The sequence below is a fragment of the Nocardioides sp. genome (assembly GCF_047602075.1).
GTDB lineage: Bacteria > Actinomycetota > Actinomycetes > Propionibacteriales > Nocardioidaceae > Nocardioides.
On the sequence record NZ_JASGIF010000002.1, the window covers coordinates 897725 to 921910 of the forward strand.

A 24186-nucleotide genomic window follows, 5' to 3' on the forward strand; every position below is an offset into this window, starting at 1 on the left:
GAGCTGCGCTGAGAGTGGGAGCGAGGACAGCTCGCGCGGCGCGGCCGTGGAACGTCTTCATCGAGGGTGACAACCTCGAGGTGCTGCCCGCGTTGCCTGCGCGGAGCGTCGATCTGATCTACATCGACCCGCCCTACAACACCGGCAACGAGTTCGCCTACCGCGACGACTTCAGGCACGGTGTCGGACAGGGGAGCCGGGCCACCCGGCATGCGGCGTGGGTGACCATGATGCGGCCACGGCTGCAGGCGGCGCGGGAGACGTTGGCGCTGACCGGTGCGCTGTTCGTGAGCATCGACGACAACGAGGTGGCGCATCTCCGGCTGCTGTTGGACGAGGTGTTCGGCGAGGACAACTTCGTGGCGCAGATCGTGGTGAATCTGAACCCGAAGGGGCGTCAGCTCGGCTGGGGGTTCGCCACCAGCCACGAATACCTGCTGGTGTATGCCCGCGACCTGACCGAGTGCCGCCTCGACGCCACCAGTGCCGACCTGGTCAACCCAGCCGACTTCCCGCTGGTCGAGGCCGACGGGCGCAGGCTGCGGCACCTGCCGCTGCGCAACACCAACAAGAAGTTCAACCCGGTCACCGCACGCACGATGCACTTCCCGCTCTGGGGGGATCCGGGCAGCGGCCGCGTCTCGGCGGAGCCGTTCCCGGGCTCGGTCGAGGTGCTGCCGGTCTTCGGCGACGGCAGCCCGGCGGTGTGGCGCTGGTCGGCGGCGAAGGTGGAGCGGCAACCAGAGGACGTGATCTGCAAGCTCATCCGAGGTCGTCGCGGTGAGCGGGTCGACATCTTCCAGAAGGATTGGCTCCACCCGGGCCGCCGCAAGAAGCTGCGCACCATCTGGCCCTCGGAGGAGATCGGCTCCACCGACACCGCGGTGGCGGAGCTGAAGACACTGGTCGGCCATGTCTTCGAGTCCCCGAAGCCGACCGGCCTGCTACGCCGGATCGTGGCGACGATGCCGGCCGACGCGGTGGTCCTCGACTTCTTCGCCGGGAGTGGCACCACCGGACACGCGGTCGCGCTGCTCAACGCCGCCGACGGCGGCACGCGTCAGTGCCTCTCGATCAACAGCGCCGAGCCGACCCGCCCGGGATCGAACGCCGCCCGCGCGGGTCTGACCACCGTCGCCGACATCACCCGGGTCCGGCTGCGCGCCGTTGCCGAACAGTTCGGCGGCGGGTTCGAGGAGCGTCGGCCCTGACGGGGCGGCCCGCGGGGGTCACTCGGACTGGTCGCCGGGGCAGGTCGCGGGGCTACCGGGGCTATCACGTCCCTGGGGGTCAGGCGACTCCGGTGGCACTCTCGAGAGCGGTCAGCTCGTCGTCGAGATGGGTCAGGATCCGTTGCAGACGGGGGACGGTGCGCCGGCAGCCGGTGAGCCCGAAGTCCATGCTGTCGGAGTAGGACGTGCAGGTGATGTTGAGCGCCATCCCGTCGATGGGGATCGAGACCGGATAGGTGCCGAGCAGCTCGGCCCCGTTGAAGAAGTGCGGCACCCGCGGCCCGGGGACGTTGCTGACCACGAGGTTGTACGGCGGTCGCATCGCGCTCGGGAGCCCCAACAGGCTCGGCAGGATCGCCGGAGCCTGGCCGATCGCGCTCATCGCCTGGATCTGCAGCGGTGTCATCGCCGACAACGCCTGCTTGCCGTCGCGCATGGACTCGTGGACCACGCGCAGACGGTCGGCGGGATCGGCCTGGTCGGTGCCGAGCTTGACCATCACTGCGCCGACCGCGTTGCCGCCTTCCATCGAGGCTCGGCCGGCCTCCTTCGCTTTGAGCCCGACCGGCACCATCGAGATCATCGTCGTCTCGGGGAGGGCGTCGAGGTCGAGCAGGTAGGCGCGGATGGCCCCGCTGCTCATCGCCAAGACGACGTCGTTGATGGTGGTGCCGGTGGCCTTGCTGACCGACCGGATCCGCTCGATCGGCCAGCTTTGGGCGGCGAAGCGACGCGAGCCGGTGATCTTCTGGTTCAAGATCGTCCGAGGGGCGTAGAGGGAGAGCGTCGAGGTCTCGTTGCGCATGCTCCGGTTGAGGGTGTCGAGCAGCGCCTTGGGCAGTCCGGCCGCCTCGCCGGCCATCGACAGCGCCTGTTGGAGGGCTGCGGTCGGGACTCGCTCCGTGGTGTGCGTGGCCGCCTCCTGGGCGTGGGCGGTCCGTGCCGGTGGATGGGTCGACCACGGAGCCGGCAGGTCACGCCGATCGGGGTCGGTGGTGAGCATGCTCTGGGTCAGCCGGCTGGCGGCGACACCGTCGACCAAGGCGTGGTGGAGCTTGACGTACATCGCGATCCGACCGTCACGAAGCCCTTCGATGATGTGCCACTCCCACAACGGCCGCTCCCGCGCCATCCGGGTCGAGTGCAACCGGGACACCAGCTCGAGCAGATCCCGCACGCGACCGGGCTTGGGCAGCGCCGAGTGGCGGACGTGGTAGTCGATGTCGAACTGGTCGTCGTCGACCCACACATACTGCCCACCGGTCTTGATCGAGCGATGGACTCGCTTGCGGAACAGCGGCGCCACGTCGTCTTGGCCCCGCAGCTCCTCGAACAACTCCCGTGAATAGTTGCGCCCCGCCCCCTCTGGTCTGCGGTAGAGGTGCAGCCCGGCCACGTGCATCGGGACGCGACGGTTCTCTGCGAGGAGGAAGCCGAGAGCGGTCGGGTCCAAGGGCGTGGCCATGTCCGTGATCCTCGCTGCTCGGGCCTCAGCAGGCAACGTCTGGCGTGGTGGCCCCGCGTCGAGGGGTCTGTCTGGCGTCGTCTTGGTGAGCGACGGTGATCGTCCAGGCGGGCATGGCAGGATCGAGCGGTGTGGAGGCCGCGTCACCTGATCCCGGAGCCGCGCCGCTGGCGGGCGGGGCGCCGGAGCCCGTCATGGCGGCGGCGCTGGCCCGTGGCCGGCTGTCGCTGGCGATCCGGCTGCAGCGGTGGCGAGCCAAGAGCTGGCACATCGGGCAGAGCGCGATCGCGGCCGGGATCGCCTGGTTCGTAGCGACCGACGTCTTGGGTCACCAGCACGCCTTCTTCGCGCCGGTGGCTGCGGTCGTCTGCTTGGGGACGTCCTACGGTCAACGACTCCGTCGAGTCGCCGAGGTGACGGTCGGGGTCGCGGTCGGGGTGATGGTGGCGGACCTGATCGCAACCACGATCGGCTCCGGCGCGTGGCAGCTGACGCTGATCGTGGCGGCGGCGATGTCCGTGGCCATCTTGGTGGATGCCGGCCAGCTGCTGATCACGCAGGCCGCGGTGCAGTCGATCGTCGCGGCGACGCTCCTCCCGGCGCCGGGCGCAGGGTTCACCCGGTGGACCGATGCGTTGATCGGCGGCGGGGTTGCCCTGGTCGCGGCCGCGGTGGTCCCGGCGGCGCCGCTGCGTCGGCCACGAGAGCAGGCCGCTGCAGTGGTGCGGAAGGTCGCCGACCTGCTCCGAGCGGCCAGTCGCGTGATGGTCGACAACCAGATCGAGCCGGCCCTGGACCTGCTGGCGGATGCCCGCGCCACCGACGCGCTCATCCGGGAGCTGCAGGACGCTGCGGCCGAGGGCCTCGCCGTGGTCGCTTCGTCACCGTTCCGCTTGCGGCACGGGCCCGGTGTTCGGCAGGTGGCCGAGCTGGTCGACCCGCTCGACCGGGCGCTGCGCAGCACCCGGGTGCTGGTCCGGCGCACCGCCGTCGCGGCCTACCACCAACGACCGGTGCCTCGGTCCTATGCACTGGTGGCCAGCGACTTGGCCACCGCGACGGATCTGATCGCCGAGGAGCTGCGGGCCGAGCGTCTGCCGTCGGCGGCGCGACCGGCATTGATCAGCGTCGGCCAGGACACCGGTCGCCTTGAGCGGACCGGCGACCTTTCGGCCGACGTCGTGCTCGCGCAGCTGCGCTCGATCGTGGTCGACCTGTTGCTGCTCACCGGGCTTGGTGAGCTCGAGTCCATCGACGCCCTGCCAGCTCCGGGGGAGTGACCGTGCCGTCGGGAAGCTCGTAGACGTCGAGGTCGAGGTCCACGCAGCTGACCCGGTCGTGCTGCCAGGCCGCGGGCGTGGTGAGGTCGATGTAGACCCGCAGCGGGCCGCCGCGACCGTGGAAGGCGGCCAGCCACCCAGACGCTTCTACAGGTTGACAACCCATAGAAGCGTCTCAGCGCCGTCGGTGGGGACGAGGGTGACCTGGTCGACCGGGGAGACGTACGACGCTCCGGGGCGCTCGAAGGTGCTGCCCGTCGGGTAGCCGATCCAGTCGCCGTGAGCGTCCGCGCCGAGGTAGCTCCCGGCGAAGTTCCAGTGCGGCCGATCCGGCCACTTCAGGGTCGAGACGCGGACCGTGCTGCCCCAGGGGAACCTCATCGCCCCGCCGCTGGCGTCGCGGCTTGAGTGCCCTCCTCTGCCCGCTGTCGTCTGACCCGGGCCGCCACGATGTCCTGGTAGCGCGACCCGAGCAGCTTGGCGAGGTGGTGGACGGTGTGTGCATCGGCACCCACGAGCACTCGAGCCTTGCCGGCCAGCATGCCCTTGACGATGATCTCGGCGGCGCGTTCGGGCTCCGTCCGGGCGAGTTGCTCGTCGAAGGCGCGGGCGGCCTGGTCGTGATCGAGGTCCCCCGCGGACCGGGCGTTGCGAGCGATGGCGGTGCGCACGCCACCGGGATGGACGACGGTCACGCCGACCGGATGGCCGGCGACCAGCATCTCTTCCCGCAGCGCCTCGCTGAAGCCGCGGATCGCGAACTTGGTGGCGTTGTAGGCGCTCTGGCGGGGTGCCGAGACCAGGCCGAACAACGAGGACAAGGTCACCACGTGGCCGTCGCCGCTGGCGATCAGGTGCGGCAGGAACTCCATGGTGCCGTGCACCACGCCCCAGAAGTTGACGCCCACGATCCAGTCCAGGTCCTGATAGGACAGGTCGGTGATGTCACCCGACAGGGCCACGCCGGCGTTGTTGACGAGCACGTGCACGACCCCGAAGTGGTCGGCGACGGCCGCGGCATGGACGGCGTATGCCGCGCGGTCGGCGACGTCGAGCCGGTCCGTGCGGACCTCGCGGGCGCCGGCCGTCTGCGCCAGTCGAGCGGTCTGGGCCAGGCCGACCTGGTCGATGTCGGAGAGGGCCACGCGCGCCCCGCGTCCGGCCGCCTCGACAGCCAGTGCCCGACCTATTCCTGAGGCGGCGCCGGTGATGACCACAACCTTGCCGTCGAGTGACCTCATGGGCACACCGTCTCACGGTCGGGTGTTCCGCATCCCGCCCCGTCTGCCGCGGTGCTGTGGTGGCTGAGGACCCGGAATACAAGGCACTCTGCCACCACAAGACCGCGGCAGACGCAAGAAGACCGCGGCAGATGCCCCGCAGCGAACCAGGGCTGTTGTCTGTTGTCAGAGAGACAACTACGGTCGATCGGGTGGTGTACACGAGCGAGTACCCGATCTTCTACGTCACCGCCGACGTCGCGATCTTCACGATCAGCGACGACGAGCTGTGCGTCCTGCTGATTCGCCGCGGATCCGCGCCGCATCGGGGCTCCCTCGCGCTGCCGGGCGGCTTCGTCGACCCCGGCGAGGATCTCATCGAGGCCGCCCGGCGCGAGCTCGAGGAAGAGACCGGCGTGACCGGGGTCGTGCTCGAGCAGCTGGGCACCTATGGCACACCGCGGCGCGATCCGCGCGGGCGGGTCGTCAGCGTGGCGCACCTCGCGGTGCTCCCGGAGCCGGTGCAGGCACACGCCGGCGATGATGCGGCCGACGTGAGGTGGGTGCCGATCGCGCCGCTGTTGGCCGGCCGGCGCCGGATCGCCTTCGACCACCGCCGGATCCTCACCGATGCGCTGGAGCGAGTCCGGGCCAAGCTGGAGTACACCACCCTGGCGACCGCCTTCGTCGGGATGGAGTTCACGCTGTCGGAGCTGCGGCACGTCTACGAGGTCATCTGGGACACCCAGTTCGACGCCGGCAACTTCCAGCGCAAGATGCGCCGCACCGAGGACTTCGTCGTCGAGACGGGCGAGAGCCGTCCCTCAGCCGTTGGTAGGGGTCGTCCGGCGGCTCTGTTCCGGGCGAAGTCCTCTGGTGTGCTACCCCTCGCCACGTCCCTCACCCGAGGCTGAGGCGCCAACCAACTGCTTGTCTTCCACGTGCTGGTCAACCACGGGCGGAGCGCGGAAGATCCACAGTCGCATGGCGAGGAAGCGGAGGACGGTGACGACGAGGTTGGCGCCGGTCAGCACGATCACCTCGACCAGCGGATGATCGGCGCCCTCGGTGGTGTTCAGCGCCCAGAGCGCGGCGGAAGTGAAGCCCAGGCCGAGGGCGAAGACCACAAGACCCTGGAGATGGTGGCGCAGCGCTCCAGGCCCACGGGTGTCGAAGGTGAACCGCCGGTTGGCCGCAGTGTTAGCCACGGCTGTGACCAGCAGTGCCGCCAGGTTGGCTGCCTGCGCGGGAACCAGCTGTCGGAACAGGAGGAACAGCAGCCCGTAGGCGACGGTGCTCAGCCCGCCGACGACCGCGAAGATCGCCGCCTGGGGCGCGATGCTTTGGCTGGCTCGGGCGGTCCCGAATCGTTCGCGGACCTCGTCGAGGGGCAGCTTGCCGGTCAGCAGCCCCCAGCCCAGCCGGCGGATGCCGGCGAGGTCGTCCAGGGCCGTGCGGACGATGTCGACCCGCGAGTCCGGGTCGTCCACCCAGTCCACCGGCACCTCGTGGATGCGCAGGCCAGCGCGCTCGGCCAGGACCAGCAGTTCGGTGTCGAAGAACCAGGTGTCGTCCTCGACCAGCGGCAGCAGGGCCTCCGCCACGTCCCGCCGGATCGCTTTGAAGCCGCACTGTGCATCGCTGAACCGAGCACCTAGCGTCGAGCGCAGCAAGACGTTGTAGCCGCACGACACCAGCTCCCGCTTGGGGCCCCGGACGACGCGGGAGGTGCGACTCAGCCGACTGCCGATCGACAGGTCGGAGTGGCCGCTCAGCAGCGGCGCCACTAGCGGCATCAGTGCCTTCAGGTCGGTGGAGAGGTCGACGTCCATATAGACCAACACCTCGGAAACCGAGGCCTCCCAGACCCGCTTGAGCGCGCGCCCGCGGCCCTTCTCGGTGAGCTGCACGACTCGCACGCCGGCGTACTCGGACGCGAGCCGCCGCGCCACCAGTGGCGTTGCGTCGGTCGACGCGTTGTCCGCGATGGTGACCTGCCAGCTCCACGGCAACGTGGCGAGATGCCTGGTGAGGCGACGTACGGCGTCCGGTAGCGCCCGCTCCTCGTTGTAGACCGGCAAGACGACCTCCAAGCAGGGAGGGCTGGGTGCGAGCGCCTCGAGCGCGCTCACGATGCGCTCCCGGCCGAATCCGCGGTGAGGTCGTAGACGGTGACTCCGTCGACCGTCTGGGCAGTGAAGTTCTCCTCCACCCAGGACGCGATCTGCGAGGAGTTGTTGCTGCCGCCCATCTGGCCACCAAAGCCGCTGCCGGCGATGAAGTAGTGGATCTTGCCGGCGGCGACGTAGGCCTGGAACTCGGCCAGAGTGGGGCTCGGGTCGCTCCCGTTGAACCCGCCGATGGCCATCACCGGTGCCTCGGTCGCGAGCTGGTAGCCCGCTGCCGTCTGTGAGCCGACGGCGGCCGCTACCCAGGTGTAGGAGCTCGCATCCGCGCTCAGCAGTGCGGTGAGCTCGCTGCCGGGCGTGCTGGTGTCGAGCAGACCGCCCGCCCCCGAGGGGCCGCCACCACCGTCACCACCTGCGCCCGGACCGCCGGCTCCACCCTGGCCGGTCGATGCTCTGTTCGTGGGTGCACCGTTGGCCTGGGCGCTCCCGGTCGACGGCTGCCCGGCGGTGCCACCACCCGTGCCGGTGCCACCCGGAGGACTGCCTGCCGTGTTGCCTGGCATGCCGCCAGCACCACCGCCCGGCCCTCCGCCGGGTCCGCCGCCGCGGCCGAAGGACTGCGACACTGTCGGCCCGGCACTTGGCAGGGAGCCGGTGTGTCCGGTGGAGGCCGTCTGGAGGGAGTACGCCGTCGGGCCGGCCAGGGCCGTGATGAGCGCGGCAGCGGCGACCACGCCGCGAGCGCGGGTGGAGAGCAGATCGACGCGCACCAGCCCGATCGCGACAATCAGCCCGACTCCGAGGACGCCGTACCGCAGCCAAGGCAGCCAGTCGGCGGACCTGGCCAACAAGACGAAGGCGGTGATGGCCGCCACCGCGATCGTGCTGGACAGGAGCGCACGAGCGATCGGTCGCTGCCGTTCGCGCCAGGCGACGAAGCCGCCGATGCCGAGGGTTGCGGCGATTGCTGGGGCCAGCGCGACGCTGTAGTAAGGGTGGAAGATCCCCGCCATCAGGCTGAAGGTGAGTCCGGTGACCAGGAGCCAGCCGAGCCACACGGTGAGGCCGGCGAGCAGGGTTCGGTCGCGGCGCGCCAGCCAGAGGCTCCCGGCCCCGAGGAGCACCGCGGCCGGGAGCAGCCAGCCGATCTGGCCGCCGTTGTCGCTGTCGAGAAGCCGCAGCAGCCCGGTTTCGCCCCAGCCGCCGGATCCACCCACCGAGCCGGTCTCGTCGCCGGTGAGGCGACCGAAGCCGTTGTATCCCAGCGCCAGTTCGAGGATCGAGTTGTGCTGCGAGCCGCCGATGTAGGGCCGCGACGACGCTGGCCACAGTTCGACGATCGCGATCCACCAGCCCCCGGCCACCACCATCGCAAGGAAGGCGGCGACCAGATGTCCGACCCGTCGCCGCCAGGGGCCGTGGGCGAAGATCGCATAGGCCACCACCAGACCCGGCAGCACCAGGAACGCCTGGAGCATCTTGGCCAGGAACGCCAACCCCACCAGTGCGCCCGCGATCATCAGCCAGCGCAGCGCGCGGGCGTCCGGCTCGATCGCCCGGACGGTCGCATAGGCTGCCCCGATCAACAACAAAGTGAGCAAAGCGTCCGGGTTGTTGAACCGGAACATCAACACAGCCACGGGCGTGAGTGCGAGGACGGCGCCGGCCACGAGGCCCGCCGCAGCGGAGTGGGTGATGCGGCGGACGGTCACGGTCAGCAGGGCGACCGAGGCGACCCCGAAGAGCGCTTGCGGCACCAGCAGGCTCCACGACGACAGTCCGAACAGGCGCACCGAGAGAGCCATCGGCCAGAGCGCCAGCGGCGTCTTGTCGACCGTGATCGAGTTGGCCGCGTCCGACGAGCCGAAGAAGAAGGCCTTCCAGGACTGCGAGCCGGCCTGCGCTGCGGCGGAGTAGAACGAGTTCGCCCAGCCGGACTTGTCCAGCCCCCACAGGTAGAGCACGGCCGTGCCGGTCAGCAGGACCGCCAGCCCGATGCGCTCGAGTCGAGGACGGTGCGGCGAGCCGTTGCCGCTGTCAGCACGATGTCCACGGCGCCGCCGCTCGGGTGGTGCGGTGACGGTGTCGGCCAACGAGTCGGCCACGGCGGTCGACGAGGCAGACGAGGGGGTGGTGGCGATGTCGGTAGTCACACCGCGACGGTCGCCCGCGACTCTGGGCCGCCCCTCATACCTCGCTGTCGCCTTCCTGTGAAGGCTCGCCCGGCGCGGCTGGAGCCACAGAGATCAGCCAGCGGGGAGGGTGAGGGTGATCGTGGTGTCCCCGGGCCGACTGGTCAGCGTGACGTCGCCACCGTGGGCGGTCACGATCGCCTTGACCAGCGAGAGGCCGAGCCCGACCCCGCCCTCGCCGGTGCGGGAGCGGGCGGTGTCGGCGCGGGCGAACCGCTCGAAGGCTTGGTCGACAAGTTCGGCCGGGAAACCGGGACCGTCGTCGTGCACGGTGATCTGTCCGGTGATCTCCCCGAGCCGAGCGGCTACCGTGATCGTCGTACCGGCCGGTGTGTGTCGCCGTTCGTTGGTGAGCAGGTTGGTGACCACCTGGTGCAGCCGCTGCTCGTCGCCGACCACCTCGACGGCTTCCTCGGGGAGATCGAGCCGCCACTCGTGATCGGGCGCGAGGACGCGCGCGTCCGAGACGGCCTCGATGAGCAGCCGGGAGAGATCGACCGGATGGCGCTCCAGCGGCCGCCCGGCGTCGAGTCGGGCGAGCAGGAGCAGGTCTTGGACCAGCGCGGCCATCCGCTCGGACTCGGCGCCGACCTTCGACAGCGCGGTCTGAGTGCCGGCGGCGTCGTCGGGGCGGCGCTGGGCGAGCTCGGTGTAGCCCATGATGGTGGCCAACGGGGTGCGCAGCTCGTGGGAAGCGTCGGCGACGAACTGGCGGACCTGCTGCTCACTGCGATGGCGAGCGTCGAGCGAGGTCTCGACATGGCTGAGCAGCGTGTTCAGAGCGGCGCCCACCTGGCCGACCTCGGTCCGCTCGTCGGTCAGGTGCTCGGGGACCCGCTCGGTCAGGTTGATCTCGCCTTCGGCCAGGGGGATCTCGGAGACTCGGTGGGCCGTGGCGGCCACCTCGCGCAGCGGCCGAAGCTGGCGCCGCACCAGCGCGAGGCCGAGTCCGGCGGTGAGGGCGACCCCGAGCGCGGCGACCGCGACGCCACGGGTCAGCAGGCTGTTCAGCGTGCGGGTGATCTCGCTGGTCGGCAGTCCGGCGACCATCCGGCCGACCTGGCTGCCGGACTGGCCGATCAGCTTGTGCGCGACGACGTGGTATTCACCGGCGTCGGGCAGGTCCACCACATGCACCTTCTCGTCGACCGGCACGTCGTCGAGTGCGGCGAGATCGGCGGCGGTCAGGTCGGTGCCGTCGTCGTCGCCGGTGATCACCGAGCCTACGGCGTCGGCGGTGCCCGAGACCGGGAGGAAGGCGCTCAGAGTGCCGAGTGCGCCGTACCGATTCTGGTCTTCGGGCCCGGTCGCGCCACCCGGGCCACCATCGTCGGGGCCGGATCCCTGCCCGTTCGTCAGGTCGAGCTGGTGCGGTGGGGCCACGCGGCTCTGCAGCACCTGCTCGTCGAGGCGGTGGGCAAGATAGCTCTGCATGGCGACGGTCGTCAGCCCGACGACGAGCAGGCTGACCAGTGCCACCAGCGCGACCACGGTGGCAACAAGTCGACCGGTCAGGGATCTCACCCGTCGACCGGAGCGGGCTTGAGCACGTAGCCGGCACCGCGCATGGTGTGGATCATCGGCTCCCGCCCGACGTCGATCTTCTTGCGCAGGTAGGAGATGTAGAGCTCGACCACGTTGGCCTGGCCACCGAAGTCGTAGTTCCACACTCGGTCCAGGATCTGCGCCTTGCTCAGCACCCGTCGCGGGTTGCGCATCAGGTAGCGCAGTAGCTCGAACTCCGTCGCGGTCAGCGAGATGTCTGCTCCCGCGCGAGACACCTCATGACTGTCCTCGTCCAGCACCAGATCGCCGACGGTGAGCACGTTCTGCTCGGCGGCGCTCCTCGCTCCCGCCCGACGCATCAGCCCGCGCAGCCGGGCGACGACCTCCTCCAGCGAGAATGGCTTGATCACGTAGTCGTCGCCGCCGGCAGTCAGGCCCGCGACGCGATCCTCGACCGAGTCGCGGGCGGTGAGGAACAAGACGGGTACGGTGGGATCGGTGCGGTGGATCCGGCGCAGCACCTCCAGACCGTCGAAGTCCGGCAGCATCACGTCGAGCACCACCGCGTCGGGCTGGAAATCCTTCGCGGCGGCCACGGCCTTGCTGCCGGTGTGCGCCTGCTGCACCTCCCAGCCCTCGTATCGCAGGGCCATGGCGATCAGTTCGGCGATGTTCACCTCGTCGTCGACGACGAGGACACGCAAGGGGGAACCGTCGGGGCGCAGCAGGTCCATATGACCACCCTGATCTGATCGACTGTGAGATTGCTGTGAACGGCCTGTCCGGAGGGTAGCGACTCGGCAAGGCGCGGAATCGAAGCCATCCCGGGTCGTCTCGCGAGATTCCGCAACGCCGCGCAGCGCCCTCGGGGCATCGCACAGCAGGCCATGCGCTTCCCCCACACGTTCTGACAACTGGTCTGGACCCGTCACCGATTCACAGGCCTAGCACAGTCGGCAGCCGCACACTGCTGGTATGAGTGACCAGTCATCGACGCCAGTGCCGCAGGACCCGCCGAACGAGGCCGCTGGCCAGGAGGCCGAACAGGCCGATACCCAGGCGATCGCGTCCTCTGCCGTACTGCCGCCGGCGCCTGTGACCGCGCCGACGCAGCGCTGGCAAGATCGGGTGCTCCGTCTGCCCGCAGTGATCGGCATCGGGGCCGTCGCCCTGCTCGTGGGTGCCCTCGGCGGAGCAACGGTCAATGCGCTGACCCACCACCAGGGTGACCCTCGTGGTGAGTTCGGTCAGCACGGACCGATGAAGGGCGACCGTGGCGGGGGACCGGGTGGCTGGGGGCCCGGGGGCGGACCAGGCGGCAGCGGACCAGGCGGGCCGGGCGCTGGCCGCGGTCCTGGAAAGGGCGCCACCGGCTCGCGCGGCGGCGATAGTGACCGCCCCAGCCTCCCGGGCGGCTCCTCAGGCGACTCCGACAACAATCGGGGCGACACCAACCGGTCCCAGAGGTCGCCATCCGCAGACTCCTCGCGCAACGGTTAGGTAACGGCTCGGTCTTCGGGGGAGCCACGACCATCCCCCGCCGTTAGAGTGCTCGCGAAGACGGGTCCGGGGTTGTTTCTGCGGGTGTTTCCGGCGCGCCGGCTAGGGGTTGGCCGGCGCGACCGTGTCGTTCGGCCCGAGTTGGGCTGACTGCCGACATGGCGCGGGGTCGCCGCCGCAGATATGCGGTCACCGGCTCGGCGACGGCCTCCGTCCCCGGGCACAATGGGGCTCGCTATGGCCGATCCGCAGATCTCCTTCCCCGCCGACCTGCCGGTCAGCCAGCGACGTGAGGACATCGCCGCCGCGATCCGGGACCATCAGGTCGTCATTGTGGCGGGGGAGACCGGCTCGGGGAAGACCACCCAGCTGCCGAAGATCTGCCTAGAGCTGGGCCGAGGCGGAAACGGGCTGATCGGACACACCCAACCGCGGCGGATCGCGGCGCGATCGGTGGCGGAGCGGATCTCCGAGGAGCTCGCGGCCGACGGAATCGGCTCGGGCCTCGGTGACGTCGTGGGCTATCAGGTCCGGTTCACCGATCGCACCTCCCGCAGCAGTCGGATCAAGCTGATGACCGACGGCATCTTGTTGGCGGAGCTGCAGCGGGACCCGCAGCTGCGCCGCTACGACACGATCATCATCGACGAGGCGCACGAGCGGAGCCTCAACATCGACTTCCTGCTCGGCTATCTCAAGCGGTTGCTGCCGCGCCGGCCGGATCTGAAGCTGATCATCACCTCGGCGACCATCGACCCCGAGCGCTTCGCCGCCCACTTCGCCGACCGTCGCGGTCGGCCGGCACCGATCATCGAGGTGTCCGGGCGCACCTATCCGGTCGAGATCCGCTACCGCCCGCTCGTCGAGCTGCCGGAGCAGGACGACGACGGCGAACCGGTCGTGCGCGACCAGACCGAGGCCATCCTCGACGGCATCCGTGAGCTCACTGCCGAGGGGCCGGGCGACATCTTGGTCTTCCTGCCCGGCGAACGGGAGATCCGCGACACCGCCGACGCCCTCACCGACCTGGCTGCACCACCGCGCGGTCGTTCGCTCGAGATCGTGCCGCTCTACTCCCGGCTCTCCGCCGCCGAGCAGCACCGCGTGTTCCAGCCTCACCAGGGCAGGCGCATCGTGTTGGCCACCAACGTTGCCGAGACCTCGCTGACCGTGCCAGGGGTCAGGTACGTCGTCGACAGCGGAGTCGCCCGGATCAGTCGCTACTCCATGCGCACGAAGGTCCAGCGGCTGCCGATCGAGCCGATCAGCCAGGCCTCGGCCAACCAGCGGTCCGGGCGATGTGGCCGAGTGGAGGCCGGGATCGCGATCCGGCTCTACTCCGAGGAGGAGTTCGAGGCTCGGCCGGAGTTCACCGACCCCGAGATCCTGCGCACCAACCTGGCCTCGGTCATCCTCCAGATGACCTCGCTCGGGCTCGGAGACGTCGCCCGGTTCCCGTTCGTCGACTCACCCGACCGACGCAACGTGACTGCCGGAAGGCAGTTGTTGGAGGAGCTCGGTGCGCTGGCCCCGACGGGCTCGACCGGCGGGACGGGCCCGCCGGACCGACCAGGTTCGGGCCGACCAGGTTCGGGCCGACCAGGTTCGGGCCGAGGGAGGGGGCCTCGGCTGACCCGGCTGGGCAGGCGACTGGCGCGGCTGCCGATCGACCCACGGCTCGGCCGGATGGTGCTGGAGGCGGAGCGGCTGGGCTGTCTGCGCGAGGTGATCGTGATCGCCGCGGCCCTGTCACTGCAGGACCCGCGAGAGCGACCCGCCGAGCAGCAGGCTCAGGCCGACCAGCAGCATGCCCGCTTCAAGGACGAGTCCTCGGACTTCCTCACCTGGCTGAACCTGTGGCGCTACCTGCGCCAACAGCAGCGGGCGTTGTCGTCCAGTGCGTTCCGGCGGATGTGCCGCCGCGAATACCTCAACTACCTCCGGGTTCGGGAATGGCAGGACTTCGAGAGTCAGCTGCGCGCGGTCTGCAAGGAGATGAAGGTGCACGTCGGCCGCCCTGCCGACCTACCCGACAGTGACGGGATCCACCAGTCCCTGCTCTCCGGGCTGCTCTCTCACATCGGGATGCTCGAGGAGCGCGTGAGGGACCCGCAGGCGCGCGGTCCGCGCGGGCCGAGGGAGTATCTCGGTGCGCGCGGCACCCGATTCGCGATCTTCCCGGGCAGCGTCCTGCGTGGGAAGAATCCGCAGTTCCTGATGAGTGCAGAGCTGGTCGAGACCTCACGACTATGGGCCCGGCAGAACGCCGCCATCAAGCCCGAGTGGGCCGAGCGCCTCGGCGGCCACCTGGTCAAACGCAGCTACAGCGAGCCGCACTGGTCCAGCAAGCGCGCGGCTGTGATGGCCCGAGAGCGCGTGCTGCTGTACGGCGTACCTCTGGTCGCCGACCGGCTGGTGAACTACGGCCGGATCGATCCTGCCCTCAGCAGGGAGCTGTTCATCAGGCACGCGCTGGTGTACGGCGAGTGGACCACCCGGCACCGGTTCTATGCCGAAAACCGTCGCCTCCTCGAGGAGGCTGAGGAGTTGGAGCACCGCGCCCGCCGCCGGGATCTGGTGGTCGACGAGCACACCCTCTTCGACTTCTACGATGCCCGGGTGGGTGCCGAGGTGGTCAGCGGTGCGCACTTCGACCAGTGGTGGAAGAAGGAGCGGCAGCGACGGCCCGAGCTGCTCACCTTCGACCCGTCGATGCTGACCCACGACACCACGGAGCAGGTCCGCGAGGCGGACTTCCCCACCGCGTGGGAGGACGAGGGTCTCACCTTCCCGATCAGCTATCACTTCGAGCCGGGTGCGGCCGACGACGGACTCACCATCGAGGTGCCGATAGCCACCCTCAACCGGGTCGACGCCGACGACTTCTCCTGGAACGTGCCCGGCCTGCGTGAGGAGCTGGTGACCAGCCTGATCCGCAGCCTTCCGAAGAACCTCCGGGTCAGCTTCGTCCCCGCACCGAACACGGCGCGGGAGTTCCTGACCGCAGTGCCACCGGGGGACGAGCCGTTGCTCACCGCGCTGGAGCGCTACCTCCGCTCGACCACCGGGGTCGTCGTGCCTCGCGAGGCCTGGGACTGGGAGAAGGTGCCGGCCCACCTCCGGCCCACATTCCGGGTGGTGGAGGAGTCCGGCCACGTGGCGGGGTCCGGCAAGGATCTGACCGCCCTCAAGGAGCCGCTGCAGCCGAGCTTCGCCGACGCGATGGCGGAGGTCGCCGACGAGGTCGGCCGGACCGGCAGCGGTCAGCGATCGTGGACCTTCGGTGAGCTCGAGACCACCCTGGTGCACAAGCGTGCCGGGCACGAGGTCGTCGTCCATCCAGCACTGGTCGACGAGGGGGACAGCGTCGGACTCGGTGTCTTCGGCTCGGCGGACGAGGCGTGGGCCCGCCACCGGCTCGGGGTGCGCCGCCTGGTGCTGCTCCGACTGGCCGACACCGCCGGTGCTCTGCCGCCCCCCGATCTCGACAACACCCAGAAGCTGGCCCTGGCGGGGTCGCCGTACTCCTCCGTGGCCGGGCTTCTCTGCGACCTCGAGGCCGGCCTGGTCCTCGACCTGGTCGACGCCGCACCCGAGGTGCGCTCTGCGGCCGCCTTCGAGCGGCTGGTCGCCGCCGCGCGCCACGACAGGGCAGCCCGGCTCGAGGGTGTGCTGGCGACGCTGATCACGGTGCTCGACGAATGGCGCACGGCGGACCGAGAGCTCTCCGGTCGAGCCGAGATCACCCTGCTGCCCGCGCTGACGGACATGCGCGACCAGCTCGCTCGGCTGGTGTACGACGGCTTCGTCGGCGAGGTCGGTGTGGCCCGACTGAGGGAGTACCGCCGCTATCTCCAAGCCATCTCGCTGCGTCGGCAGCGACTCCCCGAGCAACTCGCCCGCGATCGCCAGCTGATGGACCAGGTGGCCGAGCTTCAGGCGTCCTATCGGCACCGCCTCGCTGCCCTGGTGCCCGGTGCCCCCGCCCCGGAGGACCTTCGCGCGGCGCGCTGGCTGCTCGAGGAGTATCGCGTCTCGCTGTGGGCCCAACAGCTCGGCACCGCAGCGCCGGTCAGCGACCGGAGGATCCGGCGCGTGCTCGCCCGCTGACCTCGCGCGCAACGTCGTACCGACCGGTCGCCGGGGCGACCGGAGACGATGACGTCCCGCGACGGCTCGTAGGCTGGTGTGGTGGGCGACTCTTCCGCGGACCAGCCGCGGCCGCATCACCGGCCGGCGACACCGGGTGACGGGTTCTTCGAGACCCGCACGGGCGGAGCCGATCCGTGGCGGCTGTCGGAGGCGGCCGAGCGCGCAGCCACATTGTTGGTCAGGGGCGCCCACGATGCCGACGACGCCGAGATCGCCGAGCGGGTGGTGCATCTCGCCGATGCCGAAGGGCTCGAGACGCTGGCCGAGCTCTGGGCCGGTGCTCCGGTCGACTCGTTGGCCGGTTGCCTGTGGCGGCTCTACGTGCTGCGGGCCTGGGTGTATGCCGACCCGGCCGGGGCAGCGCGCCAGTTCGACGCCGGCCGGATCCGGGCCCCGGTGGCGCGAGTCGTCGCCGGCGTGGCCGAGCCACCCGGCCCGGAGGAGTTGCGGGCGATGGTCGACCAGGTGCTGCGCGGCATCGCCGAGGGCGACTTCGCCGACGTGCTCTTCCGCGCCGCCGCCTTCGCGCGCGTGGTGGCCACTGGTCGGGCCAGCCTCCCCGACGATGCCGACGGGGTGGGTCACGACGCCGGCCGGATGCTGATCCTCGCCGAGCAGCTGGAGCGGGCCGGTCATCAAGAGCTCAGCCACGGACTGGCCTGACCCGCGGCCGTAGTTGTGGGGAGTCGCAGACGATCGACTTGCCCGGGTCCTACAATCACCCGTGTGAGTGCGCCGGGCCGCGGCAGCCCCGGGTCCCAACATTTGCCGCTGCGAGCGGCCACGCGCCGTGAGGCGCTCCCGGTCCGGCGCACCCACACCCACCAGATCGCCGCGGTGGTCCCACCCGCGGCAGACCCGCCGACTGCGAGGAGCCTCCTGCGATGAGCCTGCTCCGCACCCTGCGCGCCCGGCTTGCCGCGCTCGGCAGCACGCCTACGGCGGGCTCCACCGTTCCGCCCCACCCGACCGTCGACTGGGGCGAGCGGGTTGGCTCGCAGGACGACACGCCCGTGGTGGAGTACGACCCCCATCCCGACGGCCGACCAGATCCGGGCGAGGTGGTCTGGGCCTGGGTGGCCTACGAGGACGACCCCAGCCAGGGCAAGGACCGGCCGGTCCTCCTGCTCGCCGAGCAGGGCGGGGACTGGTGTGCACTGATGCTGACCAGCAAGGACCACGACCGCGACGCTGCCGACGAGGCACGCTGGGGCCGCTACTGGATGGATGTCGGGTCGGGCGCCTGGGACAGTCAAGGACGCCCCAGCGAGGTCCGTCTGGACCGCTTGCTTCGGCTCCCGGAGAGCGCCATCCGGCGTGAGGGTGCCGCCCTCGACCGCGCCATCTTCGACCAGGTGTTGGCCGAGGCGCGCACGTTCCACGAGCTGGCCTGACAGATCCGCTGGCCCACCGGCCGGTGGATCGCATTGGAAGGTCCCATTTGGTGGGCCCACTTGGTGGACACTGCAGGTCAACTTCGCTGCCGTGGTGCACCGTCGGCCGGGGTCGTTCGGGTCCTCTGTCCGCCCGGGCCGGTGGTGGGATGAGCCGGTCGGTAGGGTGAGTGTGGTGCCCTGCGTGGAGGGTGCACACGGAGGGACACGTGAACTGGGGTCGATCGGGGTGGCCGAGCCGCGCGCTCGGCGGCTTCGCCGCGCTGACCCTCCTGACAGCGGCGCTGACCAGTTGTAGTGGGAACCCCGGGTCACAGCCGTCGCCGAGCTCCCCGACGACCAGCCAGACACCCCGGAAGGTGACGCTCACCGTCGGTGTCTTCGGGGCACCGCCGGAGCGTGACGCGTTCACCAAGCAGGCCGCCGCCTTCCAAGACCCAGACACCGACGTGACCGTCGAGACCCGGACATATTCTGGTCGGGACCAGGCCGTCCGCGCCTATCGCACCGGTGACCTGCCCGACGTCTTCATGCTGTCCCAACGCGACCTGGCGGCGTTCACCGACGAGAAGTTGACCCACCCGGTCGACGAGCTTCTCGACGAGCGCGGCGTCTCCTTCGGCGATGACTACTCCCGCGACTCGTTGGCGGCGTTCTCCACCGACAACTCGCTGGCGTGCATGCCCTACTCGGTCTCGCCGATGGTGATGTACATCAACACCGACCTGGTCAACTTCAACAAGATGCGCCGACAGGGCCTCGATGCGCCGGAGATCGACGAGGAGAGCGGTCGGCCGGAACAGTGGACGTTCGACCAGTTCACGGCGGCGGCGCAGTTCGCGACCCGACCCGGGAAACACTCGCGTGGGGTCTACATCGATCCCTCGCTGCTCGGCCTTGCGCCGTTCATCTACTCCGGCGGCGGCAAGGTCTTCGACGACGACCGCAGCCCGACCTCGCTGGCCTTCTCCGACGGCGACACCCAAGCAGCGCTCGAGACGACGCTGACGCTGCTCCGCAACGCCCAGGTGACCCCGACCCCGGACCAGCTGAACCAGCACACGCCACTGAAGCTCTTCGAGAAGGGCCGCCTCGGCATGATCGCGGGCTTCCGTGGGCTGACTCCGCGGCTGCGCTTGAACAACAGGCTGAACTTCGACGTGATGCCGATGCCCAAGATCGGTCGCTCGGCGACCGTCGGCGACGTGACCGGGTTGTGCATCTCGGCGAACACCGAGCATCTCGACGAGGCCGCTGACTTGATGGTTCACCTGCTCTCGGACGGGGCCATGTCGGCCGTTGCCCGAGCGGGCTACCTGGTCCCGTCCAAGGTTTCGGTCGCCACCTCAGATGCCTTCTTGCAGCCCGGCCGGCAGCCGGCCAACGCCGCGGTCTTCAACCAGAGCGTCCGGGCCATCCAGGTGCCTCCCCTCCTGGACTCCTGGTCGCGGCTGCAGACCGCCGTGGCGCCGCTGCTGCAACAGCTCGTCACCGCTCCGTTCGGCGACGACACCCTGCAGGATCTAACCGAGCGGATCGACGAGGCATCGCGCACAGTGCTCAGCCCCGAGACCGAGTCGGACTCCGCCTCACCCTCGGAGTCCCCGTCCGGCTGAGAGGCTCGGTTGGTGCTGACCGACGGGGCAGCTACGACGGGCGAGCTTCGTCGTCGGTCTCGATCGCTGCCGGGTTGCCGGTCGCCTTGGGTTGCGACCGATGGGGCGGCGACCGGAGAGGCAGCCGGTGGTTCGGGTTGTCGGCCGGGTCGCCGGTGCTGCCTGGCTCTCGGGGGCGGGGACTGTGTCTGCCGCGGTGTTCTTGCGTCTGCCGCGGTCCTGTGGTGGCAGAGTGCCCCGTATGCCGGGCACTCACCCACCACAGCACCGCGGCAGACGGGTGGGATGCGGTTGCGGAACAATCGATGCCCCCATCCTCGGGGCCAAGAGCCGCTCTGGTTCCCAGGGGTCACACGGGTTGCTGCTTCACCAAGGTAAGTGGATGAAGCCTCACCTCTCACGGCGTACACGCAATGAGAAGTGCAGGCTCACCCAGATACCTTGATGAAGCAGCGACAGGAGTGACCACCGGCAACCAGCAACCCGGCTCACTGTCAGTCGGCGGCGAGGATCGCGTCGACCAGGATCGGTGCGGTGAGCTCGATCTGCCAGGGGCGGGCGGCGTACGACGTCAGCTGCCGGGCCACCTCGTCGGCAAGCTCGGCCGGGTCACGGGTGGCAGGGGGGGTCCACAGGACGCGTCGCAGGTGATCGGGCGACAGCAGATTCTCCGCGGGCACCGACAACTGCTCGCAGAGCTCGGCCAGCTTTGCGCGAGCTTGTGAGAGTCGGGCTGCGGCGACCGGGTCCTTGTCGGCCCAGGCGCGAGCTTGAGGTGGCCCCTCTGCGCGGGGCGCGCGGCCGGGCAGCTCGTTCTCGGGGAGCGTCCGAGCCTCGTCCACCGCTGCCTGCCAGGCGCGGGCATAGCGGCGCGCCCCGCGGCCGTGGAAGCCGGGGGTGTTGAGCAGCTGCCGGGTGCTGGTGGGCATCGCCTGGGCGGCGGCGACGATGGCGGAGTCCGGGATCAGCCGACCCGGCGCGAGGTCGCGCTCCTGCGCGATCCGATCCCGTGCCTGCCAGAGCGACCGGACGGCCGCCAGGTGGCGCCGCCCGCGGACGCGATGGGCCCCAGAGGTGCGCCGCCACGGGTCGGTCCGGACCGTCGGCTCGAAGGTCAACAGATGCTCGAACTCCTGGCGCGCCCACTCGGTCTTGCCGGCCTGGTCGAGACGCTCGATCATCACCTGCCGAAGCTCGAGCAAGGGCTCGACGTCGAGGGCGGCGTACTCCAGCCACGGCTCGGGCAGTGGGCGGGTGGACCAGTCGACGGCCGAGTGCTCCTTGCGCAGCCGCCGGCCGAGCAGCTCCTCGACCAGGGTGGCCAGCCCGACCCGCGGATAGCCGAGCAGGCGGCCGGCCAGCTCGGTGTCGAAGAGCCCGTGCGGGCGCAGGTCGAGCTCGGCCAGGCAGCCCAGATCCTGGGTCGCGGCGTGCAGCACCCATTCGGTGCCTGCCAGGGCCGACCGCAGCGGAGTCAGATCGGTCAGGGGGATCGGATCGACCAGGGCGGAGCCCGAGCCCGCTCGCCTCAGCTGCAGGAGGTAGGCGCGGGCGTGATAGCGGTAGCCGGATGCCCGTTCGGCGTCGATCGCGACAGGCCCCGAGCCCGCCGCGAGCGCGTCCGCGACCTCGCGCAACGAGGTCGCGGTGTCGGTCACCGTGGGTAGGCCGTCTCGGAGCTTGAGCAGAGGAGCCAGCTCCGCGACGGGCTCGTCGCGGTCAGCAGTGCTGGCCGGTTGGGGCGTCTCGGTCAGCGTCGGGCCCCTCGTCCGCCCGTCGCCCCCCGCTGTCCGCGGCGACTCGGCATCTGGGCCACTCCGTCGGGGACCGGGGGAAGGCCAGCGGCGGTGCAGAGCAGCTCGCCCCACGCCTCGGTGTGCGCCGCGATGTCGGGCACGACGTCATAGGACTCGCCGGCCGCGGTGCAGGGCGTCCACGACGCCCGGATCTCGATCTGTGCGGTCGCCTCCTCGTCGGCCATCCCGCCGAAACTCTCGGTGGCGACTCGGGTGACCGTGCCGGACGCGGCGATGTGAGCTGCCCGGTGTCCCTCCAGCGCCTCCAACAGCCAGCTCCAGCCGACCTCTGCCAGGAGCGGATCGGTGATCAGGTCGGGGTCGAGGTCCGCGCGGCAGTACGCCACGCAGCGGAAAGTGCCCTGCCAGGCGTCGTTGCCGTCGGGGTCGTGGAGCACGATGATCCGCCCGGTGCCTACCTCGATGCCGTCCACGGTGACGTCCGCGGTGAGGGCCGCGGCGTGGGGCGCGATCCGCTGTGGGGCGGGCATCTCTTCGCAGAAGATCTCCGGGCGCAAACGCGCGGCATGCAGACCCGCGACGGCAGCCTGAAACTCGGGAGGGCTCTCCTCGTCCGCTCCCGTGCGCTTGTCGTGGCCGACGACCATGACATGCACAGTACGGCCCGCCGCCCGCTGCCCCCCGTGCCAACACGCCGCCCCGACGGCCGACCTGGGAGGATTCGGGCATGTCCAGCACCGCGCGCCAGACCCAGGCCGACTCTGTGGCCCCGACGTCGCCGACCTCTCGCAGCCCCTTCCTGCGGGCCGCGAGGGGAGAGACGCCCGACCACACGCCGGTCTGGTTCATGCGCCAGGCGGGCCGGTCACTGCCGGAGTACCGCGCCGCCCGTCAGGGCGTCGGCATGCTCGAGTCCTGCATGACCCCGGAGCTGATCGTCGAGCTGACCTTGCAGCCGGTGCGGAGGTACGCCGTCGACGCGGCGATCTTCTTCTCCGACATCGTGCTGCCACTCAAGGCAGTCGGAGTCGACCTGGACATCAAACCCGGCGTGGGACCGGTCGTGGCCAGCCCGGTGCGCACCCTCGCCGACGTCGAGGCGATCCCCGACCTCGAGGCCAGCCACGTTCCGTTCGTCATCGAGGCGGTCCGCGGACTAGTCGATGAGCTGGGCGAGACACCGCTGATCGGCTTCGCCGGAGCCCCGTTCACCGTGGCGTCCTACCTTGTCGAGGGCGGTCCCTCGAAGGACCATGCCCGCACCAAGGCGATGATGTTCGGCGCCCCGGACGTGTGGGCCGCGCTGCTGGCGAAGATCGCGGGGATCGCCGCTGCCTTCCTCGAGATCCAGGTCCGCGCCGGAGCATCAGCCGTGCAGCTCTTCGACTCCTGGGCGGGTGCGCTGACCCCGTCCGACTATCGCGACTTCGTGATGCCGCACTCTGCGTCGGTGCTGCGCCAGGTGGGGGAGTTGGGGGTGCCGCGCATCCACTTCGGGGTCGGCACGGGCAACCTGTTGCCGCTGATGGGGGAGGCCGGCGCCGACGTGGTGGGTGTCGACTGGCGTACGCCGCTAGACCGCGCCCTCGACCTGGTGGGTCCCCGCGCGGTGCAGGGGAACCTCGACCCCACTTTGGTGTTCGCGCCCACCGAGGTGATGACCGCTCGGGCAGCCGAGGTGATCGAGGCCGGTCGGGCCGCCCGCGGCCATATCTTCAACCTGGGCCACGGGGTGATCCCCTCCACCGACCCCGACCAGCTCAAGCGGCTGACCGAGTTCGTGCAGGGGTATCGGCCCGCCGGCTGACAGCGACCTCACAGGAACCGCCGCGACAGCGCACAGCGAGATCTGCTGTGCTGGGTCCATGACGAGTACAGATCACGACGACCCGTTCGACCTCGGCCTCGAGGCGGACCTTGCGACCATCAACCAGCAGCGGCAACGGCGCGCAGTGCTCGGCTTGCTCGGGGGTGGCCTGGCCGCGGCAGTCGGCGGTGCCGTGCTGCTGCGACCCGGCACCGCGAACGCCGCCACGTCCGTTGCCGGCCGGTCGGCCAGCTCGTGCGCCAGCGACGAGATCCCGTCTGAAACGGCCGGCCCCTACCCCGGGGATGGCTCCAACGGCCCCGACGTGTTGGCCGAGAGCGGTGTCGTCCGCCGCGACATTCGATCGAGCATTGGCGGCGCTACCGGCAAGGCGAAGGGCGTCCCGCTCAAGATCCGGCTGGTGCTTCAGTCCACCGACACGTGCAAGCCGCTGGAGGGCATGGCGGTCTATCTGTGGCACTGCGACCGCAAGGGCCGGTACTCGATGTACAGCGAAGGGGTCGAGGACGAGAATTACCTGCGGGGCGTGCAAGTGAGCAACGCCAACGGCGTGGTGCGCTTCCGGAGCATCTATCCGGCGTGCTACTCCGGCAGGTGGCCGCACATCCACTTCGAGGTCTACGAGAGCCGGCACGCCGCAACTCACGGTGGCACACCGGTGGTTACCTCGCAGATCGCGCTGCCGCGCAAGGAGTCGATGCACGTCTATCGCCACGCGAAGGGCTATGACGAGTCGGTGACCAACCTGAACCGGGTATCGCTGGGCACTGACAACGTCTTCGGTGACGACGGCGGCGTGCGTGAGCTCGGCACGGTGACCGGGTCGCTGAAGAAGGGCTACCGGGTGCGCTTGGTCGTGCCCGTCGACGCCTGAGCGGGATTGGCTGAGTGAGGCCTGGGACCAGCCTGGCTCGG

General features: G+C 70.2%; 20 protein-coding genes. 10 read left to right on the forward strand and 10 right to left on the reverse strand.

The annotated features are described in order from the left end of the window. Positions 1-14 precede the first annotated feature (14 nt). Positions 15-1211: a site-specific DNA-methyltransferase gene (locus QM714_RS17025; protein ID WP_415102530.1), complete on the forward strand. Its 1197-nt coding sequence runs from the start codon at positions 15-17 to the stop codon at positions 1209-1211. Between the two features lie 79 nt (positions 1212-1290). On the opposite strand, the gene QM714_RS17030 is transcribed toward QM714_RS17025, so the two are convergent. After that, positions 1291-2697 (reverse strand): WS/DGAT/MGAT family O-acyltransferase, encoded by a 1407-nt coding sequence (locus tag QM714_RS17030; protein WP_415102531.1) that lies wholly within the window; start codon positions 2695-2697, stop codon positions 1291-1293. A gap of 95 nt (positions 2698-2792) precedes the next feature. On the opposite strand from QM714_RS17030, the gene QM714_RS17035 reads away from it, so the two are divergent. Further along, a complete protein-coding gene (locus tag QM714_RS17035) occupies positions 2793-3977 on the forward strand; it encodes an FUSC family protein (RefSeq protein ID WP_415102532.1) in 1185 nt (394 codons plus the stop codon). On the opposite strand, the gene QM714_RS17040 is transcribed toward QM714_RS17035, so the two are convergent. The 3 genes from QM714_RS17040 to QM714_RS17050 are packed head-to-tail and all read right to left on the reverse strand — an operon-like array spanning position 3922 to position 5218. Continuing rightward, positions 3922-4143 carry a DUF402 domain-containing protein gene (locus QM714_RS17040; protein WP_415102533.1) on the reverse strand — a complete coding sequence of 74 codons (222 nt, stop codon included), beginning with the start codon at positions 4141-4143 and terminating at the stop codon, positions 3922-3924. The genes QM714_RS17035 and QM714_RS17040 overlap by 56 nt on opposite strands. After that, a complete protein-coding gene (locus QM714_RS17045) occupies positions 4125-4358 on the reverse strand; it encodes a hypothetical protein (protein WP_415102534.1) in 234 nt (77 codons plus the stop codon). The genes QM714_RS17040 and QM714_RS17045 overlap by 19 nt, the downstream gene beginning before the upstream one ends. After that, entirely contained in the window at positions 4355-5218 is an 864-nt protein-coding gene (locus QM714_RS17050; protein ID WP_415102535.1) for an SDR family NAD(P)-dependent oxidoreductase, read from the reverse strand. The genes QM714_RS17045 and QM714_RS17050 overlap by 4 nt, the downstream gene beginning before the upstream one ends. A 191-nt stretch (positions 5219-5409) precedes the next feature. Between QM714_RS17050 and QM714_RS17055 the strand changes: the two genes are divergently transcribed. Continuing rightward, positions 5410-6111, forward strand: a complete 702-nt coding sequence (locus QM714_RS17055) for an NUDIX hydrolase (RefSeq protein WP_415102536.1) — start codon at positions 5410-5412, stop codon at positions 6109-6111. Here QM714_RS17055 and QM714_RS17060 read toward each other — a convergent pair. The 4 genes from QM714_RS17060 to QM714_RS17075 form a co-directional block, all read right to left on the reverse strand. Next, positions 6079-7329 carry a glycosyltransferase gene (locus QM714_RS17060; protein WP_415102537.1) on the reverse strand — a complete coding sequence of 417 codons (1251 nt, stop codon included), beginning with the start codon at positions 7327-7329 and terminating at the stop codon, positions 6079-6081. The two genes, QM714_RS17055 and QM714_RS17060, sit on opposite strands and share 33 nt — an antisense overlap. After that, on the reverse strand, positions 7326-9479 hold the full coding sequence (locus QM714_RS17065; protein ID WP_415102538.1) for an ArnT family glycosyltransferase: 2154 nt from the start codon (positions 9477-9479) through the stop codon (positions 7326-7328). The genes QM714_RS17060 and QM714_RS17065 overlap by 4 nt, the downstream gene beginning before the upstream one ends. A gap of 93 nt (positions 9480-9572) precedes the next feature. After that, the gene (locus tag QM714_RS17070) at positions 9573-11042 is read right to left on the reverse strand and encodes a sensor histidine kinase (RefSeq protein WP_415102539.1); all 1470 of its coding nucleotides are present in this window, start codon (positions 11040-11042) and stop codon (positions 9573-9575) included. Then, complete coding sequence (locus tag QM714_RS17075; protein WP_415102540.1) at positions 11039-11758, reverse strand: response regulator transcription factor; 720 nt, start codon at positions 11756-11758, stop codon at positions 11039-11041. The genes QM714_RS17070 and QM714_RS17075 overlap by 4 nt, the downstream gene beginning before the upstream one ends. Positions 11759-11999: 241 nt before the next feature. On the opposite strand from QM714_RS17075, the gene QM714_RS17080 reads away from it, so the two are divergent. The 5 genes from QM714_RS17080 (at position 12000) to QM714_RS17100 (ending at position 19686) form a co-directional block, all read left to right on the forward strand. Then, positions 12000-12524 (forward strand): hypothetical protein, encoded by a 525-nt coding sequence (locus QM714_RS17080; protein WP_415102541.1) that lies wholly within the window; start codon positions 12000-12002, stop codon positions 12522-12524. A 237-nt stretch (positions 12525-12761) separates the two neighbouring features. Then, entirely contained in the window at positions 12762-16634 is a 3873-nt protein-coding gene (hrpA, locus tag QM714_RS17085) for an ATP-dependent RNA helicase HrpA (protein ID WP_415102542.1), read from the forward strand. Positions 16635-16715: 81 nt separating this feature from the next. Beyond that, entirely contained in the window at positions 16716-17339 is a 624-nt protein-coding gene (locus QM714_RS17090) for a hypothetical protein (protein WP_415102543.1), read from the forward strand. Between the two features lie 221 nt (positions 17340-17560). After that, a complete protein-coding gene (locus QM714_RS17095; RefSeq protein WP_415102544.1) occupies positions 17561-18070 on the forward strand; it encodes a type II toxin-antitoxin system PemK/MazF family toxin in 510 nt (169 codons plus the stop codon). Positions 18071-18429: 359 nt separating this feature from the next. Then, positions 18430-19686, forward strand: coding sequence for an extracellular solute-binding protein (locus QM714_RS17100; protein WP_415102545.1), 1257 nt, complete (start codon positions 18430-18432; stop codon positions 19684-19686). A 494-nt stretch (positions 19687-20180) separates the two neighbouring features. Here the strand turns inward: QM714_RS17100 and QM714_RS17105 are convergent, their stop codons facing one another. Both QM714_RS17105 and QM714_RS17110 read right to left on the reverse strand, forming a co-directional pair. Then, entirely contained in the window at positions 20181-21344 is a 1164-nt protein-coding gene (locus tag QM714_RS17105) for a ribonuclease D (protein WP_415102546.1), read from the reverse strand. A gap of 92 nt (positions 21345-21436) precedes the next feature. Continuing rightward, positions 21437-22090, reverse strand: a complete 654-nt coding sequence (locus QM714_RS17110) for a DUF3000 domain-containing protein (protein ID WP_415102547.1) — start codon at positions 22088-22090, stop codon at positions 21437-21439. 80 nt (positions 22091-22170) lie between these two features. Here QM714_RS17110 and hemE point away from each other — a divergent pair, with 80 nt between their 5' ends. Next, positions 22171-23250, forward strand: coding sequence for a uroporphyrinogen decarboxylase (gene hemE / locus QM714_RS17115; RefSeq protein WP_415102548.1), 1080 nt, complete (start codon positions 22171-22173; stop codon positions 23248-23250). A gap of 58 nt (positions 23251-23308) precedes the next feature. Beyond that, positions 23309-24145: a 3,4-dioxygenase subunit beta gene (locus tag QM714_RS17120; RefSeq protein ID WP_415102549.1), complete on the forward strand. Its 837-nt coding sequence runs from the start codon at positions 23309-23311 to the stop codon at positions 24143-24145. Positions 24146-24186: the final 41 nt, after the last annotated feature.

Bases quoted from the DNA above. Each gene is read 5' to 3' on its own strand.
- QM714_RS17030 (WP_415102531.1), bottom strand. From the start codon at position 2,697: ATGGCCACGCCCTTGGACCCGACCGCTCTCGGCTTCCTCCTCGCAGAG.
- QM714_RS17040 (WP_415102533.1), bottom strand. From the start codon at position 4,143: ATGGGTTGTCAACCTGTAGAAGCGTCTGGGTGGCTGGCCGCCTTCCAC.
- QM714_RS17045 (WP_415102534.1), bottom strand. From the start codon at position 4,358: ATGAGGTTCCCCTGGGGCAGCACGGTCCGCGTCTCGACCCTGAAGTGG.
- QM714_RS17050 (WP_415102535.1), bottom strand. From the start codon at position 5,218: ATGAGGTCACTCGACGGCAAGGTTGTGGTCATCACCGGCGCCGCCTCA.
- QM714_RS17075 (WP_415102540.1), bottom strand. From the start codon at position 11,758: ATGGACCTGCTGCGCCCCGACGGTTCCCCCTTGCGTGTCCTCGTCGTC.
- QM714_RS17080 (WP_415102541.1), top strand. From the start codon at position 12,000: ATGAGTGACCAGTCATCGACGCCAGTGCCGCAGGACCCGCCGAACGAG.
- hrpA (WP_415102542.1), top strand. From the start codon at position 12,762: ATGGCCGATCCGCAGATCTCCTTCCCCGCCGACCTGCCGGTCAGCCAG.
- QM714_RS17095 (WP_415102544.1), top strand. From the start codon at position 17,561: ATGAGCCTGCTCCGCACCCTGCGCGCCCGGCTTGCCGCGCTCGGCAGC.
- QM714_RS17110 (WP_415102547.1), bottom strand. From the start codon at position 22,090: ATGGTCGTCGGCCACGACAAGCGCACGGGAGCGGACGAGGAGAGCCCT.
- hemE (WP_415102548.1), top strand. From the start codon at position 22,171: ATGTCCAGCACCGCGCGCCAGACCCAGGCCGACTCTGTGGCCCCGACG.
- QM714_RS17120 (WP_415102549.1), top strand. From the start codon at position 23,309: ATGACGAGTACAGATCACGACGACCCGTTCGACCTCGGCCTCGAGGCG.